The organism is Agrococcus carbonis, assembly GCF_900104705.1.
In the GTDB taxonomy this organism is placed as follows: Bacteria; Actinomycetota; Actinomycetes; order Actinomycetales; family Microbacteriaceae; genus Agrococcus; species Agrococcus carbonis.
The window spans coordinates 2,513,474-2,537,865 of record NZ_LT629734.1 but is presented as its reverse complement, the minus strand read 5'-3'; the positions used below and the strand labels follow the sequence as shown (position 1 = coordinate 2,537,865).

The 24,392-nt window shown below is 68.8% G+C and carries 17 protein-coding genes and 3 rRNA genes; 1 reads left to right on the top strand and 19 read right to left on the bottom strand.

Going from position 1 to position 24,392, the window contains the following annotated elements; all coding sequences use genetic code 11:
* Positions 1-13: 13 nt before the first annotated feature.
* A complete protein-coding gene (locus tag BLT67_RS12170; RefSeq protein WP_092667259.1) occupies positions 14-721 on the top strand; it encodes a phosphotransferase in 708 nt (235 codons plus the stop codon).
* 31 nt (positions 722-752) lie between these two features.
* Here the strand turns inward: BLT67_RS12170 and BLT67_RS12165 are convergent, their stop codons facing one another.
* The 19 genes from BLT67_RS12165 to BLT67_RS12075 all read right to left on the bottom strand — a co-directional run bounded on the left by BLT67_RS12165 (position 753) and on the right by BLT67_RS12075 (position 24,299).
* Complete coding sequence (locus BLT67_RS12165) at positions 753-1,775, bottom strand: HAD-IIA family hydrolase (protein ID WP_092667258.1); 1,023 nt, start codon at positions 1,773-1,775, stop codon at positions 753-755.
* Entirely contained in the window at positions 1,775-2,920 is a 1,146-nt protein-coding gene (locus tag BLT67_RS12160; protein ID WP_197674420.1) for a tetratricopeptide repeat protein, read from the bottom strand. The genes BLT67_RS12165 and BLT67_RS12160 overlap by 1 nt, the downstream gene beginning before the upstream one ends.
* On the bottom strand, positions 2,836-3,639 hold the full coding sequence (locus tag BLT67_RS12155; protein WP_092667257.1) for a hypothetical protein: 804 nt from the start codon (positions 3,637-3,639) through the stop codon (positions 2,836-2,838). The genes BLT67_RS12160 and BLT67_RS12155 overlap by 85 nt, the downstream gene beginning before the upstream one ends.
* Positions 3,640-3,747: 108 nt before the next feature.
* Positions 3,748-3,864: ribosomal RNA gene (gene rrf, locus BLT67_RS12150) — 5S ribosomal RNA — on the bottom strand.
* Between the two features lie 109 nt (positions 3,865-3,973).
* A 23S ribosomal RNA gene (locus tag BLT67_RS12145) occupies positions 3,974-7,085 on the bottom strand.
* Between the two features lie 399 nt (positions 7,086-7,484).
* Positions 7,485-9,007, bottom strand: a 16S ribosomal RNA gene (locus tag BLT67_RS12140).
* Together the 16S, 23S and 5S rRNA genes form the textbook arrangement of a ribosomal RNA operon.
* 760 nt (positions 9,008-9,767) lie before the next feature.
* Positions 9,768-11,063 (bottom strand): tyrosine--tRNA ligase, encoded by a 1,296-nt coding sequence (gene tyrS, locus BLT67_RS12135; RefSeq protein ID WP_092667256.1) that lies wholly within the window; start codon positions 11,061-11,063, stop codon positions 9,768-9,770.
* Between the two features lie 10 nt (positions 11,064-11,073).
* Positions 11,074-12,522, bottom strand: coding sequence for an argininosuccinate lyase (argH, locus tag BLT67_RS12130; RefSeq protein ID WP_092667255.1), 1,449 nt, complete (start codon positions 12,520-12,522; stop codon positions 11,074-11,076).
* The gene (argF, locus tag BLT67_RS12125) at positions 12,519-13,448 is read right to left on the bottom strand and encodes an ornithine carbamoyltransferase (RefSeq protein WP_092667254.1); all 930 of its coding nucleotides are present in this window, start codon (positions 13,446-13,448) and stop codon (positions 12,519-12,521) included. Before argF ends, argH begins: the two co-directional genes overlap by 4 nt.
* Positions 13,445-14,383 (bottom strand): acetylglutamate kinase, encoded by a 939-nt coding sequence (gene argB / locus BLT67_RS12120; RefSeq protein WP_092667253.1) that lies wholly within the window; start codon positions 14,381-14,383, stop codon positions 13,445-13,447. The genes argF and argB overlap by 4 nt, the downstream gene beginning before the upstream one ends.
* The gene (gene argJ / locus BLT67_RS12115) at positions 14,373-15,560 is read right to left on the bottom strand and encodes a bifunctional glutamate N-acetyltransferase/amino-acid acetyltransferase ArgJ (RefSeq protein ID WP_092667252.1); all 1,188 of its coding nucleotides are present in this window, start codon (positions 15,558-15,560) and stop codon (positions 14,373-14,375) included. The genes argB and argJ overlap by 11 nt, the downstream gene beginning before the upstream one ends.
* A complete protein-coding gene (argC, locus tag BLT67_RS12110) occupies positions 15,557-16,603 on the bottom strand; it encodes an N-acetyl-gamma-glutamyl-phosphate reductase (RefSeq protein ID WP_092667251.1) in 1,047 nt (348 codons plus the stop codon). The genes argJ and argC overlap by 4 nt, the downstream gene beginning before the upstream one ends.
* A gap of 25 nt (positions 16,604-16,628) precedes the next feature.
* Complete coding sequence (locus BLT67_RS12105) at positions 16,629-17,309, bottom strand: SIMPL domain-containing protein (protein WP_092667250.1); 681 nt, start codon at positions 17,307-17,309, stop codon at positions 16,629-16,631.
* 42 nt (positions 17,310-17,351) lie between these two features.
* Complete coding sequence (gene pheT, locus BLT67_RS12100; protein WP_092667249.1) at positions 17,352-19,835, bottom strand: phenylalanine--tRNA ligase subunit beta; 2,484 nt, start codon at positions 19,833-19,835, stop codon at positions 17,352-17,354.
* Positions 19,836-20,882, bottom strand: a complete 1,047-nt coding sequence (gene pheS, locus BLT67_RS12095; protein ID WP_092667248.1) for a phenylalanine--tRNA ligase subunit alpha — start codon at positions 20,880-20,882, stop codon at positions 19,836-19,838.
* 56 nt (positions 20,883-20,938) lie between these two features.
* Entirely contained in the window at positions 20,939-21,880 is a 942-nt protein-coding gene (locus tag BLT67_RS12090) for an amino acid ABC transporter permease (protein WP_092667247.1), read from the bottom strand.
* Complete coding sequence (locus BLT67_RS12085) at positions 21,877-22,524, bottom strand: amino acid ABC transporter permease (RefSeq protein ID WP_092667246.1); 648 nt, start codon at positions 22,522-22,524, stop codon at positions 21,877-21,879. Before BLT67_RS12085 ends, BLT67_RS12090 begins: the two co-directional genes overlap by 4 nt.
* Before the next feature lie 62 nt (positions 22,525-22,586).
* Positions 22,587-23,519 carry a glutamate ABC transporter substrate-binding protein gene (locus BLT67_RS12080; protein ID WP_092667245.1) on the bottom strand — a complete coding sequence of 311 codons (933 nt, stop codon included), beginning with the start codon at positions 23,517-23,519 and terminating at the stop codon, positions 22,587-22,589.
* Positions 23,520-23,561: 42 nt separating this feature from the next.
* Complete coding sequence (locus BLT67_RS12075; protein ID WP_092667244.1) at positions 23,562-24,299, bottom strand: amino acid ABC transporter ATP-binding protein; 738 nt, start codon at positions 24,297-24,299, stop codon at positions 23,562-23,564.
* Positions 24,300-24,392 lie beyond the last annotated feature (93 nt).

The window sequence follows — 24,392 nt, the reverse complement described above, 5'->3', positions numbered from 1 at the left end:
CTAGCGTCGGGGCATGCCCTCCGACGTCGCCGGCCCGCCGCCCGGAGGCACTCCCGTGCCGCCCGCCATCGCTGCCCTCGCGGCGCACGACCCGGTCGAGCTCGTCTGGCAGAACGAGGTCGGCGGCCTCACCGCGCGCATCGACCGCCGCTCCGGGGCGGTGTTCGCCAAGTGGTCGCCCGCGGGCACGAGCGAGTCGCTCGCCGCAGAGGAGGCACGGATGCGGTGGCTGGCCCGGCAGGGCGCGGTGGCCGTGCCCGCCGTGCTCGCCCTCACCGCCGATGCGGCAGGCGAGCTGCTCGTGACCGCGGCGATCGACGGGGCGTCGCTCGCCTCCGCCGAGGGCCGCCGCGATCCGGAGTCGGCGGCGGCCGCGCTCGGCGCCGGCCTCCGCCGCCTGCACGCCGTGCCGCCCGACCGCTGCCCGTTCCCCGCGCCCGACTGGACCGCATCCGCCCCCGTGGTCGACGCGGTCGTGTGCCACGGCGACCCGTGCGCGCCGAACACGCTCATCGCGGGCGGCCGCTTCGCGGGGCTCGTCGACCTCGGGCGCGTGGGCGTCGGCGACCGCTGGTCGGATCTCGCGGTCGCCTCGTGGTCGCTCGAGTGGAACGGGCTCGGCGACGCCGAGCCGGCCTTCTGGCGCGCCTACGGCGTCGAGCCGGACCCCTCGCGCATCGCGCGCTGGCGGCAGCTGTGGGATGCCCCGAGCGGGCCGTGAGCCGCGCTGATCGCGGCGAGTGCCCGCGTCGCTAGAGCGCGAGCAGCTCGTCGGCGACCCGCAGGCCGAGCACGGGCCGGTCAGCGGTCCACACCGCGGCGCAGGCCGCGCGGATGGTGTCGACCTCCGCGTCGCCAGCGCGCACGAGCGTGATGTCGATGCCGCTGCGCCGCACCGCGGCCCGCCCCACTTCGAAGTAGGTGTCGCCCGTCGAGCGCTCGTGCGTCTCGCGGATCGGCAGGATGGGCTGGGTGAGGCCGCGCAGGTCGGCGATGACATGGTCGGGGCGCATCGACTCGTCCGCGCCGATGAGGTGCGCGCCGCGGTCGACGCCCGTCAGCACGTGGATCGAGCGGATGCCTGCACGGCGGGCGCCGAGGATGTCGGTGTCGAGCCGATCGCCCACCATGGCCGGCGTCTGCGCGCCGAAGCGCTCGGTCGCGACGTCGTACATGTGACGCTCGGGCTTGCCGGCGAACTCCGCGAGGCGCCCGACGGCGGTGTGCACGGCGGAGACGAGGGTGCCGTTGCCGGGCGCGATGCCGCCGGCGACCGGGATCGTCCAATCCCCGTTCGTCGCGACCCACGGGATCCCGGTGTGGAGCGCGAACGAGGCCTGCGCGAGCTGCTCCCAGCCGACCGAGGGGTGGAACCCCTGCACGACCGCCTTCGGCTGCTCGGCAGCGGTGCGGACGACGCGCCAGCCGCGCGCCTCGACCTCGACGACGATGCCGGCGCCGCCGACGACGAGCACCGGATCGCCGGGCTCGAGGTGGGCCGCGAGCAGGCGCATCGCCGCCTGCGGGCTCGTGACGACCTCCTCGGGCTGCACGTCGAGCCCGAACGACGACAGGTGCTCAGCCACGTCGGCGTCCGTGCGCGATGCGTTGTTCGTGAGGTAGATCGAGCGCACATCGATCGAGCGGATGCTGTCGACGGCGTGCGGGAGGGCGTCGGGGCCCTTGTAGACCACGCCGTCGAGGTCGAGGTAGAGGCAGTCGACGCCGTCGATCGGCGTGGGCTCCGTCGTGGCAGCCCTGCGGAACAGCGCCATCAGCGCTCGTCCCCGGCTCGCGGCGACCCGCCCTCGTTCTCGATCAGCTCATCACCGAAGAGCGCATCCCCGAACAGCGCGTCGTCCGCGGCGGGCGCCGTCGGCTCGACGGTCTCGCCCACGGCGGCCTCGGGCTGCTCGACGTCGGCGACAGGCGCGGGCTCGGCGGCAGGCGCCGCAGCGGCAAGGGCGACGGCGTCGGCCTCATCCTCGCCCGGCACTGCGTCGGCGGGTGCCGCATCTGCGGGCGCGTCCTCGGCGCCCTCCCCGGCAGTGACGTCCCTGGATCCCGCGTCGACGATCGCGTCCGCGGGCGCACCGGCGGCGGGCGACTCGACCGACTCGTCGGCCGCGGGGTCGTCGGAAGCGGGGTCGTCAGCAGGGACCGACGGGGCGTCGATCTCGGTCGGCTCGAGCGGCAGGCCGTCCTGGTCGACGTCCTCGCTTTCGATGCGCTCCGTGGTGATGCCGATCGACTCGAGCTCTCCGGGCGCGAGGGCCGCCTCCAGGGCGTCGATCGCGCGGTCGGCGAGCGCATACCACTCGGCGGCCTCCTCGTCGCGCCCGAGCTCCTCGAGCACGCCGGCGAAGCTCGCGAAGAGCGCCGGGCTGTACTCGAACGCCTTGTCCTTCTGGAGCTCCGGGATGCGGAGCTCCTCGAGCGCCGCCTCCTTCTGCCCCAGATCCAGCCGCGCCCCGGACTTCACGATGGCGAGCTCGACGCGCACCGGCGTCTCGAGCGTGGACGCATCGACCGACCGGGCGAGCTCGAGGGCCTTCTCCGGTCTGCCGAGGCCGCGCTCGCAGTCGGCCATGAGCGGCAGCTGGTCGTCCCGACCGGTGATGCGGCGATAGGTGCGCAGCTCGCGCAGCGCGAGCGCGAAGTCTCCGAGCGTGTAGGCGGTGATCGCGAGCGACTCGCGCACGACGCCGATGCGGCCCGCGCGACGCGCTGCGGCGAGCGCGTGCTGGTGGGCCAGCTGCGGATCGTCGTCGATGAGCTGCGCCGCCGCCGCCAGGTGCTTCGCGACGAACTCGGCGTTCTCCTTCGTCAGGGTCTTCAGCTGAGCACGGGCGCCGATGTCGAGATCCTCCGGCGCGATGTCCGCCGGCAGCTCGGGCGCGATGAAGTCGTCGTCGCGCACCTGCTTGAAGCTCTCGCCCGAGCCATCGCCTCGGCGCTGGTAATCGCGGCCGGGCCGGGCAGCATCGCGCTGGGGGCCCTGGTTGCGGTCGCGCTGACCGTCCCGGCGCCGCTGATCATCACGACCGAACCGCTGCTCACCGTCACGCTGCGGACGGCGGTCGCCGAAGCGACGGTCCCCATCGCGCTGGGGGCGGCGCTCGCCATCGCGCTGCGGGCGACGGTCCCCGTCGCGCTGTGAGCGGTCGCCGAAGCGACGCTCGCCATCGCGCTGCGGCGGGCGGTCGCCATCCCGCTGCGGGCGGTCGCCGAAGCGACGCTCGCCATCGCGCTGCGCCCGGCGGTCGCCGTCACGCTGGGGCCGGTCGCCGAAGCGACGCTCACCATCACGCTGCGGGCGACGGTCGCCGTCACGCTGGGGCCGGTCGCCGAAGCGACGCTCACCATCACGCTGCGGCCGGCGGTCGCCATCTCGCTGGGCGCGATCGCCGAACCGGCGCTCGCCGTCACGGGGAGGCCGACGCTCTCCGCCGGCCTGCGATCGGCCCTCACCACCGGGGCGATAGCCGCGGTCGCCGGGACGAAGGGGCTTGCGATCCCCGTCGCGCTGCGGGCGGCGGTCTCCGTCGCGCTGCGGGCGGCGGTCTCCGTCGCGCTGCGGGCGACGATCTCCATCGCGTCGGGGTCGACCTGCGTCGCCGTCTCGGCGGCGGTCGTCATCCCGACCGGAGCTGCGGTCTGCCTGGTCGTTCACGGCTTCATGCTCCTATCACGGTGGACCAAATGAAAAAGGGGCCCCAGATCATTCTGGGGCCCCTTCCAAAAGAAGTCCGGCGGTGTCCTACTCTCCCACAGGGTCCCCCCTGCAGTACCATCGGCGCTGAGAGCCTTAGCTTCCGGGTTCGGAATGTGACCGGGCGTTTCCCTCTCGCTATGGCCGCCGAAACACTATTGATGTTTCAGTCTGCACAGCATCCCCTCTCGGGGTGCGGTGCGGTTCTCGACCGTACATCGAGAACCACAAAGTGGACGCGAGCAGCAAGCTCATATATATGTTATCAAGTCATCGGCTTATTAGTACCGGTCAGCTTCACGAGTCTTTAGTCCTCGCTTCCACATCCGGCCTATCAACCCAGTAGTCTGGCTGGGAGCCTCTCGCCCGAAGGCATGGAAGTCTCATCTTGAGGCCGGCTTCCCGCTTAGATGCTTTCAGCGGTTATCCATCCCGAACGTAGCTAATCAGCGGTGCTCCTGGCGGAACAACTGACACACCAGAGGTTCGTCCAACCCGGTCCTCTCGTACTAGGGTCAGATCCTCTCAAACTTCCAACGCGCGCAGCGGATAGGGACCGAACTGTCTCACGACGTTCTAAACCCAGCTCGCGTGCCGCTTTAATGGGCGAACAGCCCAACCCTTGGGACCTACTCCAGCCCCAGGATGCGACGAGCCGACATCGAGGTGCCAAACCATGCCGTCGATATGGACTCTTGGGCAAGATCAGCCTGTTATCCCCGAGGTACCTTTTATCCGTTGAGCGACAGCGCTTCCACAAGCCACTGCCGGATCACTAGTCCCGACTTTCGTCCCTGCTCCAGTTGTCACTGTCACAGTCAAGCTCCCTTGTGCACTTACACTCGACACCTGATTGCCAACCAGGTTGAGGGAACCTTTGGGCGCCTCCGTTACTTTTTGGGAGGCAACCGCCCCAGTTAAACTACCCACCAGGCACTGTCCCTGAACCGGATTACGGTTCGAAGTTAGATATCCAGAGTGACCAGAGTGGTATTTCAACAATGACTCCACCCGAACTAGCGTCCGAGCTTCACAGTCTCCCACCTATCCTACACAAGCCACACCGAACACCAATACCAAGCTGTAGTAAAGGTCACGGGGTCTTTCCGTCCTGCTGCGCGTAACGAGCATCTTTACTCGTAGTGCAATTTCGCCGAGTTCGCGGTTGAGACAGCTGGGAAGTCGTTACGCCATTCGTGCAGGTCGGAACTTACCCGACAAGGAATTTCGCTACCTTAGGATGGTTATAGTTACCACCGCCGTTTACTGGGGCTTAAATTCTGAGCTTCGCTTGCGCTAACCCTTCCTCTTAACCTTCCAGCACCGGGCAGGCGTCAGTCCGTATACATCGACTTGCGTCTTCGCACGGACCTGTGTTTTTAGTAAACAGTCGCTTCCCACTGGTCTCTGCGGCCTTCAAACGCTCGGGCAGCAAGTGCCGTCACGCCTCAGGCCCCCCTTCTCCCGAAGTTACGGGGGCATTTTGCCGAGTTCCTTAACCACGATTCTCTCGATCTCCTTGGTATTCTCTACCTGACCACCTGAGTTGGTTTGGGGTACGGGTGACTAGAACCTCGCGTCGATGCTTTTCTTGGCAGCATAGGATCACAGACTTCCCTCTAGGGTTCGGCAAAGCTCTCAGGCTATGTGTGGGACGGATTTGCCTATCCCACGCCCTACGGCTTACCCGGACTCAACCATCGGCCCGGTTCTGCTACCTTCCTGCGTCACACCTGTTAATACGCTAGCCGCCCCAGCATAGGGTCGAGCGCTAGGCCAAGGACGTCACCCCGAAGGGATCGGTCCAAGGATTCGGACTCTTAGCATTACTGGTTTGGCTTGGGCGGTTCTTCGCCAGCTCAGGATTATCAACCTGATGTCCATCGACTACGCCTGTCGGCCTCGCCTTAGGTCCCGGCTTACCCAGGGAAGATTAGCTTGACCCTGGAACCCTTGGTCTTTCGGAGGACTGGTTTCTCGCCAGTCTTTCGCTACTCATGCCTGCATTCTCACTCGTGTGGCGTCCACGGCTGGATTCCTCCGCCGCTTCACTCGCCACACGACGCTCTCCTACCAATCCGCACGCCTGGACAGCCGAAGCTGCCGAGCTGCTGTGCGAATTCCACGACTTCGGTGGTGTGCTTGAGCCCCGTTACATTGTCGGCGCAGAATCACTTGACCAGTGAGCTATTACGCACTCTTTCAAGGGTGGCTGCTTCTAAGCCAACCTCCTGGTTGTCTAAGCAACTCCACATCCTTTTCCACTTAGCACACGCTTGGGGACCTTAGTCGGTGGTCTGGGTTGTTTCCCTCTCGACGATGAAGCTTATCCCCCACCGTCTCACTGCTGCGCTCTCACTTACCGGCATTCGGAGTTTGGCTGACGTCAGTAACCTTTTGGGGCCCATCGGCCATCCAGTAGCTCTACCTCCGGCAAGAAACACGCAACGCTGCACCTAAATGCATTTCGGAGAGAACCAGCTATCACGAAGTTTGATTGGCCTTTCACCCCTATCCACAGCTCATCCCCTCAGTTTTCAACCTAAGTGGGTTCGGTCCTCCACGAGGTCTTACCCTCGCTTCAACCTGGCCATGGATAGATCACTTCGCTTCGGGTCTAGGACATGCGACTGAATCGCCCTATTCAGACTCGCTTTCGCTACGGCTACCCCACACGGGTTAACCTCGCCACATATCGCTAACTCGCAGGCTCATTCTTCAAAAGGCACGCTGTCACAGCTGCTAGGGCTGCTCCAACGGTTTGTAAGCAAACGGTTTCAGGTACTATTTCACTCCCCTCCCGGGGTACTTTTCACCTTTCCCTCACGGTACTTGTCCGCTATCGGTCATCTGGGAGTATTTAGGCTTACCAGGTGGTCCTGGCAGATTCACACGGGATTTCTCGGGCCCCGTGCTACTTGGGATGGACCTCGCGCCATTGCGCGGTTTCGGCTACGGGATTGTCACCCTCTTCGATGGACCTTTCCAAGTCCTTCGCCTACCGCGGTCTGTAACGCTTGCTGCTCGGCAGAGCAGCTGAGATGTCCCACAACCCCGATCGTGCAACGCCTGCCGGCTATCACACACGATCGGTTTAGCCTCTTCCGCGTTCGCTCGCCACTACTGACGGAATCACTGTTGTTTTCTCTTCCTGTGGGTACTGAGATGTTTCACTTCCCCACGTTCCCTCTACCCGCCCTATATATTCAGGCGGGAGTCACTGGGTCGGCACGCCGCCCAGCGGGGTTTCCCCATTCGGAGATCCTCGGATCAAAGCTCGTTTATCAGCTCCCCGAGGCTTATCGCAGATTACTACGTCCTTCATCGGCTCCAGATGCCAAGGCATCCACCGTTTGCTCTTAGAAACTTGACCACATACATGAGTATTGGTTAATCGGCAGCCCGAAGGCTGCTGACCAATGATCTATTAAAGATCTTGTGATCCGAGCCGAAGCTCGAATCTAAGATGCTCGCGTCCACTGTGTAGTTCTCAACTTACGGTCGGTACCGTCGGCTTGGCGCTGCTGCGCTTCTGCCGGCCGGTCCGAGGTCTCGTCAACGCCCGAAGGCGCCGTCCGGTCCCTCAGGACCCAACAGCGTGCATGCGCCCGATCTCCCTTGCCCCGCGGTTCCAGACTGCTTTCGCAGCCGTACTGTGCTGGGCTCGATCCTTCGAGCGCCAATGTCAATGTTCCACCCATGAGCTGACCACCGGTCGACGTGTGCGACCGTAGTGGCTCTGCGCCGGCTGTGCCGGCGAGATGCTCCTTAGAAAGGAGGTGATCCAGCCGCACCTTCCGGTACGGCTACCTTGTTACGACTTAGTCCTAATCACCGATCCCACCTTCGACGGCTCCCTCCAAAAGGTTAGGCCACCGGCTTCGGGTGTTACCGACTTTCATGACTTGACGGGCGGTGTGTACAAGGCCCGGGAACGTATTCACCGCAGCGTTGCTGATCTGCGATTACTAGCGACTCCGACTTCATGAGGTCGAGTTGCAGACCTCAATCCGAACTGAGACCGGCTTTTTGGGATTCGCTCCACCTTACGGTATCGCAGCCCATTGTACCGGCCATTGTAGCATGCGTGAAGCCCAAGACATAAGGGGCATGATGATTTGACCTCATCCCCACCTTCCTCCGAGTTGACCCCGGCAGTATCCCATGAGTTCCCACCATTACGTGCTGGCAACATAGGACGAGGGTTGCGCTCGTTGCGGGACTTAACCCAACATCTCACGACACGAGCTGACGACAACCATGCACCACCTGTATAGGAGTGTCCAAAGAGTTCACTGTCTCCAGTGCGTTCTCCTATATGTCAAGCCTTGGTAAGGTTCTTCGCGTTGCATCGAATTAATCCGCATGCTCCGCCGCTTGTGCGGGCCCCCGTCAATTCCTTTGAGTTTTAGCCTTGCGGCCGTACTCCCCAGGCGGGGAACTTAATGCGTTAGCTACGACACGGAGACCGTGGAAAGGTCCCCACATCTAGTTCCCAACGTTTACGGCATGGACTACCAGGGTATCTAAGCCTGTTTGCTCCCCATGCTTTCGCTCCTCAGCGTCAGTTACGGCCCAGAGATCTGCCTTCGCCATCGGTGTTCCTCCTGATATCTGCGCATTCCACCGCTACACCAGGAATTCCAATCTCCCCTACCGCACTCTAGTCTGCCCGTACCCACTGCAAGCCCGAGGTTGAGCCTCGGGATTTCACAGCAGACGTGACAAACCGCCTACGAGCTCTTTACGCCCAATAATTCCGGACAACGCTTGCACCCTACGTATTACCGCGGCTGCTGGCACGTAGTTAGCCGGTGCTTTTTCTGCAGGTACCGTCACTTTCGCTTCTTCCCTGCTAAAAGAGGTTTACAACCCGAAGGCCGTCGTCCCTCACGCGGCGTTGCTGCATCAGGCTTGCGCCCATTGTGCAATATTCCCCACTGCTGCCTCCCGTAGGAGTCTGGGCCGTGTCTCAGTCCCAGTGTGGCCGGTCACCCTCTCAGGCCGGCTACCCGTCGTCGCCTTGGTGAGCCGTTACCTCACCAACAAGCTGATAGGCCGTGAGCTGATCCTTGACCGAAGTTCTTTCCACCTCCAGGAGATGCCTCCGAAGGTCGTATCCGGTATTAGACGCCGTTTCCAGCGCTTATTCCAGAGTCAAGGGCACATTGCTCACGTGTTACTCACCCGTTCGCCACTAATCCCCAAGAGCAAGCTCCTGGTTCATCGTTCGACTTGCATGTGTTAAGCACGCCGCCAGCGTTCGTCCTGAGCCAGGATCAAACTCTCCGTAAAGAAATGTTGCATGCCGGCTGGGGAAAACCAGTCGGCAGCGAGTTTGATGCTGACAAAATAGACTGTCTACTGACAATCTGTCTTATCCAAAGGAATCGTCTGTCCGAAGACAGGACGAGTTAATATTTGGCATTTGACATTGTGCACGCTGTTGAGTTCTCAAGGATCGGATGCTCTCGTGCTTTCCCTTTCAGGTCAGCGCCGAGGCAACTTCTCTATCGTAACCACTTCTTGGTCGGTGTCAAATCGACACGCCGTGCGGAGTGAAACTCACACCGGCTTTCCAGTTCCCGTTCGTGGCAACCTCTCTAGGTTACACGTTCCGGAGCGACTGTCAAGTCGTCGTGTGGCGGGCTGAGCCCGCACCGTCTCGGCAGTTCCTCGCCGTGGCAACCTGTCTAGGTTACTCGGTTCGCGGCGACTGTCAAGTCGGCGTGTCGCGCTGGCCGGCTCTCGCCCGCCGCCGAGCAGCTGAGCTGCTCGATGACCGGCTGCTGCCAGTCATGCGTTCCGCACATTCGCCTTCGAAGTGGATTGTCACCATACCCACGATGCAGCACGACACGCAAATGCGTGGTGCCTCTCGGCGGGGAGGTGGTCCCTCTTGATCCGCTGGCCTTCTCGGCTCTGCGTCTTTGGGGTGACGTGGAGATACGTTACACGGCTCCTGGACCCCGGGCGCAAAACGCGCGCATCCCGGGCGTGTCGCCGCGTCGTTCCGCGGAAGACGACGGAAGGGGGCCCGCAGGCCCCCTCCCCTTCACGCCGTGTCGATGCCGGCGAGCGTCTTCTTCCCCCGCCGCAGCACCGCGAAGCGGTCGTGCAGCAGGCGCCCCTCGAGCGTCGCGGCGGGATCGTCGATCCGCTCGTTGTTGACGCTCACCCCACCCTGGGCGATGGCGCGCCGACCGTCGGAGAGGGAGTCGACCAGCCCGGTCTCCTGCAGCAGCTGGAGCACCGGGGCGTCGGGGGTCGCGGTCGCCTGCTTGTCGAGCGATGCGAGCGCGGCCGCGAGCGTCGGCTCGTCGAGGGCGGCGAGATCGCCCGAGCCGAACAGCGCCTGCGACGCGTCGATCGCCTGCTGCGTGGCGGCCGCGCCGTGGATGAACGACGTCGCCTGCACGGCCAGCTCGCGCTGCGCCTCGCGACGGAACGGCGCATCCGCCACCGATCGCGCGAGCTCGTCGATGCGCTCGGACGTCAGGAACGTGAAGGACTTCAGGAGCTGCACGACGATCGCGTCGTCCTGGTTGAGCCAGAACTGGTACATCGCGTACGGCGTGGTCAGGTTGGCGTCGAGCCACACCGCGTTGCCCTCGCTCTTGCCGAACTTGCGCCCGTCGGCATCGGTGATGAGCGGGGTGCCGATCGCGTGCGCGTGCACGCCCTCGGCCTTCCGGATGAGCTCGGTGCCGGCGGTGAGGTTGCCCCACTGGTCGCTGCCACCGGTCTGCATCATGCAGCCGTAGCGGCGGTGCAGCTCGAGGAAGTCCATCCCCTGCAGCACCTGGTAGCTGAACTCGGCGTACGAGATGCCCTCGTCGGACTCCATGCGGGCCGCGACCGCATCCTTCTTGAGCATCGTGCCGACGCGGAAGTGCTTGCCCACCTCGCGCAGGAAGTCGACCGTCGACAGCGGCGCCGTCCAGTCGAGGTTGTTGACGAGCTGCACGGCGTTGTCGCCCTCGGCCGAGAGGAAGCGCAGCATCTGCGCGCCGAGGTACTCGACCCACTCGGCGACGGTCTCGCGCTCGTTGAGCTGCCGCTCGCTCGTCGGCTTCGGGTCGCCGATGAGTCCCGTCGAGCCGCCGACGAGCGCGAGAGGGCGGTGGCCGGCGAGCTGCAGGCGGCGCATCACGATGAGCTGCGCGAGGTTGCCGAGGTGCAGGCTCGGCGCCGTCGGGTCGAAGCCGCAGTAGTAGGTGATCGACTCGCCGCCGAGCAGCTCGCGGAGCGCCTCGGCGTCGGTCGAGACGTGCACGCTCCCGCGATACTGCAGCTCGTCCCACACGTTCGCGAATGCGGGGTCGAGCTGGATGGGAGCGGGTTCGATCACGTCGACGAATCTACCGGAGGCGCGCGAGCCGCTCGTCCAGGGTGCGCCGCTGCTGCTCGACCGCCGAGCGGGCGGTGCCGCCGATGCCGGAGCGGGATGCGATCGCGCCGTCGACCGTGAGCACCTCGCGCACCTCGGGCGTGAGGTGCTCGGAGACCTGCCGGTACTCCTCGTCGCTCGCCTCGTCGAGCTCGATGCCGCGCTGCTCGCACAGCCGCACGAGCGCGCCCGAGATCTCGTGCGCCTCCCGGAACGGCACGCGCCGGCGCACGAGCCACTCGGCCACGTCGGTCGCGAGCGCGTAGCCCGCGGCGGTGCCCGCGCGCATCCGCTCGACGTCGAACTCGAGCGTCGCGACCATCCCGGCGAAGGCCGGCAGCAGCACCTGCAGCTGGTCGACCGCGTCGAAGACCGGCTCCTTGTCCTCCTGCAGGTCGCGGTTGTAGGCGAGCGGCAGCGCCTTGAGGGTCGCGAGCAGGCCCGCGTGGTCGCCGATGAGACGGCCGGCCTTGCCGCGCGCGAGTTCGGCGATGTCGGGGTTCTTCTTCTGCGGCATGATCGACGAGCCCGTCGAGAAACCGTCGTGCAGGCGCACGAAGCCGACGTCGCGCGTCGACCAGAAGATGACCTCCTCGGCGAGGCGCGAGAGGTCGATCGCCGTCATCGTCAGCACGAAGGTGAGCTCGGCGACGACGTCGCGCGCGCTCGTCGCGTCGATCGAGTTGGGGCTCGGTGCCGCCAGGCCCAGCTCGCGGGCGACGATCGCCGGGTCGAGCCCGAGGGTCGAGCCGGCGAGCGCGCCGGAGCCGTAGGGCGACTCCCCCGCGCGTTCCCGCCAGTCGGCGAGCCGCTCGAGGTCGCGCACGAGCGGCCACGCGTGCGCGAGCAGGTGGTGCGACAGCAGCACCGGCTGCGCGTGCTGCAGGTGCGTGCGACCCGGCATCGGGGCGTCCGGGTGCGCATCGGCCTGCAGGCGCAGCGCCTCGATCACCGCGCGGATGCCGCGGGCGACCTCCTCGGTCTCCTCGAGCATCCACACCCGCACGAGCGTCGCGATCTGGTCGTTGCGGCTCCGGCCGGCGCGCAGCCGGCCGCCGAGCTCCGGACCCGCGATCTCGATGAGCCCGCGCTCGAGCGCGCCGTGCACGTCCTCGTCGGACTCGGCCGCGACGAACGCGCCGGTGCGCACGCGCTCGGCGAGCTCGTCGAGCGCGGCGCGCATCGCCGCGAGCTGCTCGTCGTCGAGGAGACCGGCCGCGTGGAGCGCGGTCGCGTGCGCCTTCGAGCCGCGGATGTCGAGCTGCGCGAGCCGCCAGTCGAACTGCGTCGACTTGGACAGCCGCGCCATCTCAGGGCTCGGGCCGGATGCGAAGCGGCCGCCCCAGAGGGAGCCCTCGTTGGTGCCGTGCTGCGCCTCGGCGCCCGTCGGCTCCCCGCCGTGCTGCTGCGCGCCGCTCATGCGTCGGCCCGCTCGAGCAGCCATGCCAGCAGCGCCTTCTGCGCGTGGAGCCGGTTCTCCGCCTCGTCCCAGATGATCGACTGCGGCCCGTCGATGACGTCGGCGGTGACCTCGAACCCGCGGTCGGCCGGCAGGCAGTGCAGGAACACCGCATCCGCCTTCGCCTCGGCCATGAGCGCCCGGTCGACCTTGAAGCCGCCGAAGGTCGCGACGCGCTCGGCCTTCTCGTCCTCCTTGCCCATCGACACCCACGTGTCGGTCACGACGACGTCGGCGCCGGCGACGGCCTCGGATGCGGTGTGCACGACGGTCGCGCTGCCGCCGGTCGCGGCGGCGATGCGCTGGGCGTCGGCGACCACGTCGGCCTCCGGCGAGTGCGCCTCGGGCGAGCCGACGCGCACGTGCATGCCCGCGGTCGCGCACGCGAGCAGGTAGGACTGGCCCATGTTGGAGCGCCCGTCGCCGACGAACGCGACGGTGAGGCCGGCGAGCTCGCCCTTGTGCTCGCGGATCGTGAGCAGGTCGGCGAGCAGCTGGCACGGGTGGAAGTCGTCCGAGAGCGCGTTGACGACCGGCACCCGGGTGCCGGCGGCCATCTCCTCGAGACCGGCCTGCGCGTAGGTGCGCCACACGATCGCGGCGACCTGCCGCTCGAGCACCCGCGCCGTATCGGCGGCGGTCTCCTTGCCGCCGAGCTGGCTCGAGGCGGTCGAGATGATGAGCGGCGAGCCGCCGAGGTCGCTGATGCCGACGTGGAAGGAGACGCGCGTGCGGGTCGACGACTTGTCGAAGATGACGGCGACCGACTGCGGCCCCTCGAGGGGGCGTTCGGCCCAGCGGTCCTGCTTCATCCTCGCCGCGCGGTCGAGCACCTCGCGCTGCTCGGCGGGGCTCAGGTCGTCGTCGCGCAGGAAGTGGCGGGTCATGCGTGCTCCTCGTCGGAGGTCGGGCGGGCGGTCGGGGTGGCGGATGCGGGCACGACCTCGGTGCCGGAGCCCGCGGTGGTGAAGATCTCGGTGAGGATCGAGTGGGGCGAGCGGCCGTCGATGATGGCGGCCTTCGGCACGCCCGCGCGCACCGCGTCGAGGCACGCCCGCATCTTGGGGATCATGCCCGACTCGAGGCTCGGCAGCAGCGCCTCGAGCTCGGCGTCGGTGATCTCGCTGACGAGCGAGTCGCGGTCGGGCCAGTCGCGGTACAGCCCCTCGACGTCGGTGAGGATGACGAGCTTCTCCGCGCCGAGCGCGGCCGCGAGCGCCGCGGCAGCCGCATCCGCGTTGACGTTGAGCGACTCCCCGGGCGCGTCGCCGTCGGGCGCGATCGACGAGACGACGGGGATGAGCCCCGCGTCGAGCAGTCGTCGCACGGGCGTGGGGTCGACCGCGACGACGTCGCCCACCTGGCCGAGGTCGTGCACCTCGCCGTCGACGACGGCCCCGCGGCGTCGACCGGTGAAGAGCCCCGCGTCCTCGCCGGAGACCGTCGCGGCGAGCGGTCCGTGCGCGTTGATGAGCGACACGAGCGTGCGCGCGACCTGGCCGGTGAGCACCATGCGCACGACGTCCATCGCCTCGCGGCTCGTCACGCGGTAGCCGCCGCGGAACTCGCTCTCGATCCCGTGGATGCGCAGGGCCTCGTTGATCTGCGGGCCGCCGCCGTGCACGACGACGGGCGCGAGGCCCACGTGGCGCAGGTAGACCATGTCCTCGGCGAAGGCGCGCTGGAGCTCCTCGCTCACCATCGCGTTGCCGCCGTACTTCACGACGATCGTCGCCCCGCGGTAGCGCTCGAGCCACGGCAGCGACTCGATGAGGGTGGCGGCCTTCTCGGCGGCCGCGACCGCCTCTGCCCTAGCTCGCATACGCCGAGTTCTCGTGGACGTAGCCGTGGGTGAGGTCGTTGGTGCGGATGCTCGCGGTCGCGTCGCCCGCGAAGAGGTCGATGAGGATGTGGGTCGCCCGGGGCGTCAGGTCGACCTCCTCGCGCGGCCGGTCGGGCTCACCCGCGCGGCACACCCGGACCCCGTTGAAGGCGACGTCGACCGCGTAGGGGTCGAAGGACGCATCCGTCGTGCCGATCGCGGCGAGCACGCGGCCCCAATTGGGGTCGTTGCCGAAGATCGCGGCCTTGAACAGGTTGGAGCGGGCGACCGAGCGCGCGACGTCGACCGCCTCGTCCTCGGTCGCGGCGTGCCGCACCTCGATCGTGATGTCGTGGCTCGCGCCCTCGGCGTCGAGCTGGAGCTGCTGCGCGAGGTCGTCGCACACGGCGACGACGGCGTCGGTGAGCGACGCCTCGTCGGGCGTGATGCCGCTCGCGCCCGACGCGAGGAGCAGCACCGTGTCGTTCGTCGACATGCAGCCGTCGGAGTCGAGCCGGTCGAAGGTGACCCGCGTCGCGGCGCGGAGCGCGCGGTCGAGCACGTCGGCCGTGACGTCGGCGTCGGTCGTGAGGACGACGAGCATCGTCGCGAGGCCCGGCGCGAGCATGCCCGCGCCCTTCGCCATGCCGCCGACGACCCAGCCCTCGCCGTTCGCGACTGCCTGCTTCGGCACCGAATCGGTCGTCATGATCGCCTGGGCGGCCCGGAGGCCGGCCGCGGCGTCCGCGCCCTCGTGCGCGAGCGCATCCACCGCCCGGTCGACGCCCGTGAGGACGGCCTGCCGGAAGGACTCGTCGCCGACGCCGATGAGGCCGGTCGAGCACACCTGCACGTCGATCGCGCCGATGGGCGCGGATGGCGTGCTGAGGCGCTCGGCGACGCGCTCGGCGGTCTGATGCGTGGTCTGGAAGCCGAAGGGGCCGGTGAAGCAGTTGGCGCCGCCGGAGTTGAGGATCACGGCACGCGCGCTGCCGCCCTCGAGGGCCTGCTGGCTCCACAGCACCGGGTTGGCCTTCGCGCGGTTGGCCGTGAACACGCCGGCAGCGGCCGAGCGCGGGCCGTCGTTGACGACGAGCGCGACGTCGAGCCCGCCGCTCGACTTCAGCCCGGCGGCGACGCCCGCGGCGCGGAAGCCCGCGGCAGCCGTGACGCTCACGGGGCGACCCCGTCGGCGCTGAGCCCGAGGCCCTCGTCGAAGCCGAGCGCGATGTTGGCGGACTGCACCGCGGCGCCTGCCGTGCCCTTGCCCAGGTTGTCGATCGCGGCGATCGCCACGACGCGGCCGGCCGCCTCGTCGAGGCCCACGCCGATGTGCACGGAGTTCGAGCCCAGCACGTCGGCGGTGCGGGGGTAGTCGCCGGGTGCGGTGATGTGGATGAAGTCCTCGTCGCCGTACGCGGTCAGCCACGCCGAGCGCACCTGCTCGGCGGTCGCATCGCCCACGAGCGGCGCGGTGACGGTCGCGAGGATGCCGCGCGACATCGGCACGAGCACGGGCGTGAACGAGTGGCGGATGCCGTCGCCGCCCGCGCTGCGCAGGTTCTGCGCGATCTCGGGCAGGTGCCGGTGCGTGCCGCCGACGCCGTAGGGCGTCGCAGAGCCGGTGAGCTCGGCCGCGAGCAGGTGGGTCTTGGCGGCGCGGCCCGCTCCCGACGAGCCGACGGCGAGCACGGACGTGAGGCCCGAGAGGTCGACGAGGCCCGTGGCGACGGCGGGCGCGATCGCGAGGGTGACCGCGGTGGCGTTGCAGCCCGGCACCGCGATGCGGCGGGCCGCGCGCAGCTCGCGGCGCTGGCGGCCGCCGTCGGCGAGGATCAGCTCGGGCATCCCGTAGGGCCAGGTGCCGGCGTGCTCGGTGCCGTAGTACTGCTGCCACTCGTCGGCGCGCTCGAGCCGGTGGTCGGCGCCGGCGTCGACGACGAGCGTGGAGGCGGGCAGCTCGGCGGCGAGGGCGCCGGAGTGCCCGTGCGGCAGCGCGAGGAAGACGACGTCATGGCCCGCGAGGGTCTCGGGCGTCGTCTCCTGGAAGGTGAGCGAGGCGAGGGAGCGCAGGTTGGGGTGCACGGAGACGAGGGGCTGCCCGGCGTTGGAGTGCGCGGTGACCGTGCGCACCTCCAGCTCGGGGTGCTGCGCGAGCAGCCGCAGCAGCTCGCCCCCTGCGTACCCGCTCGCGCCTGCGACGGCGACGGAGAGGCTCATGTCCTCCAGGCTACTCGGCCGCGGATCACCCGCCCGTCCCCACCGCATGCCGCTGCGGCTCGGCGACGAAGCGGACCTCGACCGCGGCGCGCACCTCGAGCTCGCCCGCCGCCAAGGAGACGGGCGGTGCGCCGCCGGTGTCGGAGAGCGCCGCCATCTCTCGCCGCGCCTTCCCCGCCGGCGCGGGCTGCGCGGCGGTGCCGGGCTCCTGGATCGCGGCGACCGTGGGCGTCGACAGGCCCGCAGCCGCTGCGTAGTCGCCCGCCCGCTCGACCGCGTCGGCGATCGCGAGCGCGCGCGCGGCCTTCGCGAGATCGCGCTCGGTCTCCTCCGTGAGGCTCCACTCGACGCCGCCGACCTCGTGGGTCTCGTGGACCCCGACGGCTACCATCCAGGCGCCGAGGGCCTCGACGTCGACGAAGCGCACGGTGACCGCGGCCTCGGCGGTGTAGACCGATCGCGGCGGCTGGCCCTCGCCCACCCATTCGCGGTGGTGCGCGATCCAGATGCGGTCGGCGTGCCACGACTCCGCGGCGCCGGTCGCCGCGTGCGCCCGGGCGTCGGCCACCAGGCGCTCGTGCGCCTCGGCCACCGCCCGCATCGCGGCCTCGGCGCTCGGCGCGCTCCAGCGCGAGCGCACCGTGACGCTCGCCCGCTCGGCGCTCGCGCGCCGCACCGCATGCCCGCAGACCGTGATCTCCACCATGGCGCGGATGCTACCCCGGCGGGCTCGCAGCCGACCGGGAGGCTACTCGCGCAGGTGCGCGCCGTGACGCTCGGCGGCCACGGCGAGGCCCGCGAGCTTCGCCTCCGACGCCTCGGCCGCGGTGAGCGTGCGGTCGTGCGCTCGGAAGCGCAGCGCGAAGGTGAGCGACTTCTCGCCCTCGCCGAGGCCCGCGCCCCGGTAGTCGTCGACGAGCGCGATGTGCTCGAGCAGCGCACCAGCGCCGTCCCGCACGGCGCGCTGCACGTCGCCGGCAGGCACGTCGTGCCGCACGACGACCGAGAGGTCCTGCGTCGCCGCCGGCACCGGCGCGATCACCTGCGTGTCGAGCTGCAGGCGCGCGCGCTCGAGCATGGCGCTCAGGTCGAGCTCGGCCACCGCGACCACGCGCGGCAGGTCGGCGTCCGCGGCGATCGAGGGCAGCAGCTCGCCGGCGACGCCGACGACCTCCTCGCCGACGAGCAGCTCTGCCGCACGGCCCGGGTGCAGCCAGTCGCGCTGCGCCTGCCGCACCTCGAGCGAGAGCCCGAGCGTGCGCGCGACGCGCTCGGCGGCCTCGATCGCGTCGGCGATGCCGTAGCGCTCGGCCGCGCGGCCGGGCTGCTTGCGCACCCGCTCGCCGAGCAGCACGACGGCGGCGTGGTCGGGCTGCGCCGGGAGCCGGTCGAGCTCGACGAGCACCTCGTCGGCGGGACGCGCAGCGGCGTCGGGCAGCTCATCCGTGCCCTGCCCCTCGACGGCGACGAACACGCGCCCGAGCTCGAAGAGCGCGAGGTCGGTCAGCCCGCGGCCGAGGTTGCGATGCGCGGTGTCGAGCATGCCCGGCACGAGCGCCGTGCGCATCCACGGCCGCTCCCCGTCGAGCGGGTTCTCGAGCCGCACGGGCTCGGCGCCCGCCATGCGCGCCTGGCGCTCGGTGGCGAAGGGCGCGACGAGCACCTCGGTGAGGCCGGCGGACGCGAGCGCGTCGGCGACCTTGCGGCGCAGCCGCTGCGCGCGCGTGAAGCCGCGTCCGGGCGGAGCGACCGGCAGCACCGACGGGATGCGGTCGAAGCCGACGATGCGCGCGATCTCCTCGACGAGGCTCTCGCGGTCGACGAGGTCCGGGCGCCACGACGGCGGCGTGACGACCCACGCGTCCGCCCCCTGGTCGACGACGTCGGCGCCGATCGCGACGAGCGCGTCGCGCGCCTCGTCGTCGGTGTACTCGGCGCCCAGGATCCTGCTCCAGAAGCCCACCGGGATCGTGATCGCGGCGCGCTGCGGCACCGAGCCGACGTCGGTGCCGAGGGCGTCGACCGTGCCGCCCGCGAGCTCGACGAGCAGCTGCGCGACGCGCGCGGCCGCGGCGTCGGCCACCGCGGGGTCGACGCCGCGCTCGTAGCGCTTCGAGGCCTCCGAGAAGAGCTTGTGGCGGCGCGCGGTGCGGCCGATCGAGACGCTGTCGAACGACGCGGCCTCGATGAGCACGTCGCGGGTCGTGTCGTCCATCTCGGTCTCGGCGCCGCCCATGACGCCGGCGAGCCCGATCGGGCCCCGGTCGTCGGCGATGAGCAGGTCCTCGGTGCTCAGCGCGCGGTCGGCGCCGTCGAGGGTCGTGAGCCGCTCCCCTGCGCCTGCGCGCCGCACGACGATGCCGCCGCGCAGCTTGGCGAGGTCGTAGCCGTGGATCGGCTGGCCGAGCTCGAGCATCACGTAGTTGGTGATGTCGACCGGGAGCGAGATCGAGCGGACGCCCGCGAGGCGCAGACGCGACGCCATCCAGCCGGGCGTCGGGCGCTGGGCGTCGATGCCGCGCACGACGCGCACGACGAAGCGCGAGCAGCCGGCGCGGCCGCGGATCGGCGCGTCGTCCGCGAGCGCGACGTCGAAGCCGGATGCGGCGGGGCCGGTGTCCGCGCGTCGCGCGGTCTCGGCGGGGTCGGTGAAGACCTGGCCGGTCGCCGAGGCGAGCTCGCGCGCGATGCCGCGGATGGAGAGCGCGTACCCGCGATCGGGCGTCACGTTGATCTCGACCGCCTGGTCGTCGAGCCCCAGGATCGCGAGGGCGTCGTCGCCGACCTCGCCCGGGATGCCCGCCTCGTCGAGGCGCAGGATGCCGTCGTGGTCGTCGCCGATGCCGAGCTCGCGCACCGAGGCGATCATGCCGTCGGAGACGTGGCCGTAGGTCTTGCGCGCGGCGATCTCGAAGCCGCCGAGGTCGGCGCCCGGCAGCGTCACGACGACGCGGTCGCCCGCGACGAAGTTGAGCGCGCCGCACACGATGCCGCGCACGCCGCCGTGGGCCTCGCCCACGTCGACCTGGCACCAGCGGATGGTTTTGCCGTTCTTCTGCGGCTCGTCGACGAAGTCGAGCACGCGGCCGACGACGATCGGCCCGCGCAGCTCACCGCCGTGCACCGCCTCCTCCTCGAAGCCGACGCGCACGAGCTGCGCGTGCAGCCACTCGGCGGCGTCGTCCTTCGGCAGCTCGACGTGCTCCGCGAGCCATGACAGCGGAATCCGCATTCAGATCACCATCCCGAACTGCTCGGTGAAGCGCACATCGCCCTCGATCATGTCGCGCATGTCGTCGAGCTGGTACCGGAACTGCAGGGTGCGCTCGATGCCCATGCCGAAGGCGAAGCCGGTGTAGACGTCGGGGTCGATCCCGGCGGCGCGCAGCACGTTCGGGTTGACCATGCCGCAGCCGCCCCACTCGATCCAGCGGGCACCGCCGCGGGCACCGGGATGCCAGACGTCCATCTCGGCGCTCGGCTCGGTGAAGGGGAAGTAGTTGGGGCGCAGGCGGATCTTCGCCTCCTCGCCGAACATCGTGCGCGCGAGGTGCTCGAGCGTGCCGCGCAGGTGCGCCATCGTGATGCCCTTGTCGACCGCGAGGCCCTCGATCTGCGTGAAGACGGGCAGGTGGGTCGCGTCGATGTCGTCGGTGCGGTACACCCGGCCCGGCGAGACGATGTACAGCGGCAGCTCGCGGCTGAGCATCGAGCGCGCCTGCACGGGGCTCGTCTGCGTGCGCAGCACCATGTGCCGGTCCATCGGCGCGACGTAGAAGGTGTCGGACTCGCCGCGCGCGGGGTGGTCGGGGTCGACGTTGAGGGCGTCGAAGTTGTACCACTCGTGCTCGAGCTCGGGGCCCTCGGCGACCTCCCACCCCATTCCGACGAAGACGTCGCTCATCTCGTCGACGAGCATCGTGAGCGGATGCCGCCCACCGGCGGTGCGCAGGCGCGGCAGGGCCGTCACGTCGACCCGCTCGGCCTCGAGCTGCGCGGCCTCCTCGGCGGCGGCGAGCTCGCCCTGGCGGGCGGCGATCGCCTCGGCGACGCGGCCGCGCCCGGCGCCGATGACCTGGCCGGCGGCCTTGCGATCCTCGGGCGCGATGTCGCGCAGGCTGCCGTTGAGGGCGGCGAGCGCACTGCCCTGCCCGTTGTGGGCGGCCTTCGCGGCCTGCAGCTCGGCGGTCGTGGTGGCGGCTTCGATGGCGGCGAGCGCCGCGGTCACCGCGGCGTCGACGCGCGCGCCGAGGTCGGCGTTGTCGTCGGGTTGTGGCACCAGACGATCCTACCGACGCGCGAAGACGTCCTCGGCGACGAACGACCGGAGGGGCCTCAGCCTCCGAGCGTGCCGCTCGCTCCCGGGAGCTTCGTGGGATCTTCGGCATCGGTCGTGCGTGCCGTGCGCATCGCGGTCGTGGACACCGGGATCGCCTCGGTCTTCGAACCGTCGAGGTTGGGCCCGCCACGGCGCGGCCGCGTCAGCCTGCGCGAGAGCACCCGCACGAGCCAGGAGAGCGTCAGGTTGATGCCGAGGAACACCGCCAGCAGCACGAAGAACATGGACAGCGCGTAGGGGCCGCCCTGCCGGTCGTAGAAGTCGACGAGCTGCCGGCCGATGCGGATGATCTCGGGCGAGCCCACGATGTAGCCGAGCGAGGTGTCCTTCAGCAGCACGATGAGCTGCGCCAGGATGATCGGCAGCATGATGCGGAAGGCCTGCGGGAGCTCGATCTCGAGCGTGGTGCGCAGCGGCGTCAGCCCGATGGCGAGACCGCTCTCGCGCTGGCCCTTGGGCAGCGACTTCATGCCCGCCCGCAGCGCCTCGCCGATGATCGCGCCGTTGTACACGATCAGCGCCCACACGACGGCCCAGTAGGCGCCCGACGCGAAGACGATGAGGATGAACAGCATCATCAGCAGCACCGGCATGCCGCGGAAGAACTCGAGCACGATCGTGACCGGGATGCGCACCCACGGGCTGTAGGCGTTGCGCAGGATGGAGAGCACGATTCCCAGCACGATCGCGCCGACTGCGGCGATGCCGGCGATCGAGAGCGTGGTGCCGAGGCCGACCATCAGCCCGCGCGCGCCGAACCACAGCTCCTCGCGCGCGAAGATGTCCCACCGATCCTGGTAGAAGGCGCCGCCGAGCCAGAGCTGGTAGACCGCCAGCACGAGCGCGACAACCGCGACGACGGCGAAGACGATCGAGAGGATGCGGGAGCGCCGGATGGCGTTAGGCCCCGGGGCGTCGAAGAGGACGGAGCCGCTCATCGTTGCACGCTCCACTTGCGCTCGAGGTGGTCGACCAACTGGCCGAGCGGCACCGTGATGATCAGGTAGCTGAGGGCGATGCCGATGAAGATCTGCAGCGCCTGGTCGCCGTAGCTGTTGGAGAGGCGGTAGGCGACCGACACCAGCACGAAGACGAAGAAGCCCATCGCGACCGAGGTGTTCTTGACCAGCGCGATGATGACGTTGATGAGGGGCGGCAGCACGCTGCGGAACGCCTGAGGCAGCACGACGAGCGCCATGGTCTGCCCGAAGCCGAGGCCGATGGACCGCGACGCCTCCGCCTGGCCCATGGGTACGGAGTTGATGCCCGAGCGCACCGCTTCGGCGAAGAACGCGCTCGTGTAGTAGGTGAGCGCGATGATCGCACCCACCTGGAAGTCGAGGATGATGCCGAGCTTCGGGAGCACGAATGCCGTGAAGAAGAACACGAGCGTCAGAGGCGTGTTCCTCGCGACCTCCGTCCACACCGTCGCGACGACGCGCAGCGCGGCGACGGGTGAGACGCGCATGCCGGCGAGCAGGATGCCGATCGGCAGGCCGAAGAGCGTGGTGGCGCCGGTCAGCAGCAGGGTCGCCAGCATGCCCTGCACCCACAGGGGGCCGTTCTCGAAGAGTGCTTCCATCAGTCCCTCATCCGGTCACCGGATGCGGGGGCAAGCCCCCGCATCCGGGTCACGGGTGTCGATCAGTAGCGGTCGGGCGCCGGGAACTCGGGCGTCGGCAGCACCGTGCCCGCCGTCTGCTCCCACAGCGACGCCATGGTGCCGTCGGCGACAGCTTCCTCGAGGACGTCGTTGATCCAGGCGCGGAAGGCGTCGTCGCCCTTCGTGATGCCGATGCCGTAGGGCTCCGAGGTGAACGTCTCACCGTCGTTGACGAGCTCGAACTCACCCGGGTTCTGGTCGACGAAGCCGGCGAGGATCACGTTGTCGGTCGTGACCGCGACGACCTGGCCGTTGCGCAGCGGGTCGAGGCAGTTGGAGTAGGTGTCCGTCGCCTGCAGCTGCGCACCGTACTCGTCGACGATGCGGCCGGCCGGCGTCGAGCCCTCGACCGAGCAGACCGCGAGGCCCGCGACGTCCTCCGGGCCGGTGATGCCCTCGGGGTTGCCCGCCTGCACCATGAGCGCCTGGCCAGCCTCGTAGTACGGGCCGGCGAAGTCGATCTTCTCCTTGCGCGCGTCGTTGATCGTGTACGTCGCCACGACCATGTCGACGTTGCCGTTCTCGATGAACGTCTCGCGGTTGGCGGAGACCGTCTCCTCCCAGTCGATGTTCTCGAAGGGGATGCCGAGCTCTGCGGCGATCAGCGACCCGACGGCGACGTCGAAGCCCTCCGGGTTGCCGTCAGGGCCGACGAGGCCGAACAGCGGCTGGTCGAACTTCGTGCCGATGGTGATGGCGCCCGCCTCGGCGAACTCCGCCATCGTGGTGCCCGCCTCGAACTCGGGCGACTCCGCGACCTCGAGGCCGTAGGGGTGCTCGCCGCTCGCGGCGCCGGGCTCTGCCGGCTCGTCGGCCGGGTCGGACGACGTCGTGCCCGCGGGGCCGCCGCACGCGGTCAGCGCGAAGACCGCGAGTGCGGCCACGCCGAGCGTGACCTTGCTCTTGCTGCGCATGGTGCTTCTCCTTCAGTGGTGGGATGTGTGGGACTGGACGGATCAGTGCGTGAGGATCTTCGAGAGGAAGTCCTTCGCGCGCGAAGTCTGGGGGTCCGTGAAGAACGACTCCGGAGTCGAGTCCTCCATGACCTTGCCGTCCGCCATGAAGAGCACGCGGTCGGCGGCCTTGCGCGCGAATCCCATCTCGTGCGTGACGGTGACCATCGTCATGCCGCCCTTCGCGAGCTCGACCATGACGTCGAGCACCTCGTTGATCATCTCCGGGTCGAGCGCGCTCGTGGGCTCGTCGAAGAGCATGAGCTTCGGCTCCATCGCCAGCGAGCGGGCGATGGCGACGCGCTGCTGCTGGCCGCCCGAGAGCTGCGCGGGCATCTTGTTCGCCTGGTTCGCGATCCCGACGCGCTCGAGCAGGTGCATCGCGTGCTCCTCGGCCGCCTTCCGGCTCTTGCCGCGCACCTTGATCGGCCCGAGCGTGACGTTGTCGAGGATCGTCTTGTGCGAGAAGAGGTTGAACGACTGGAACACCATGCCGACATCGGCCCGCAGCTGCGCGAGCGCCCGTCCCTCCGAGGGCAGCGGCGTGCCGTCGATGCGGATCTCGCCCGAATCGATCGTCTCGAGGCGGTTGATCGCGCGGCAGAACGTCGACTTGCCCGATCCCGAGGGGCCGATGACGACGACGACCTGGCCCTTGGGGATGGTGACGTTGATGTCGTTGAGGACATGGAGCTCGCCGTAGTGCTTGTTGACGTGGTCGAGCTCGACAAGGGGCTGCATGGCCTCATACAACCATGGTCAGCCCGCAGATCGGGCCCGGACGACGGCGATCGCAACGAAACGGTTACCCGGAGCCCCTTACATGGGGGACAG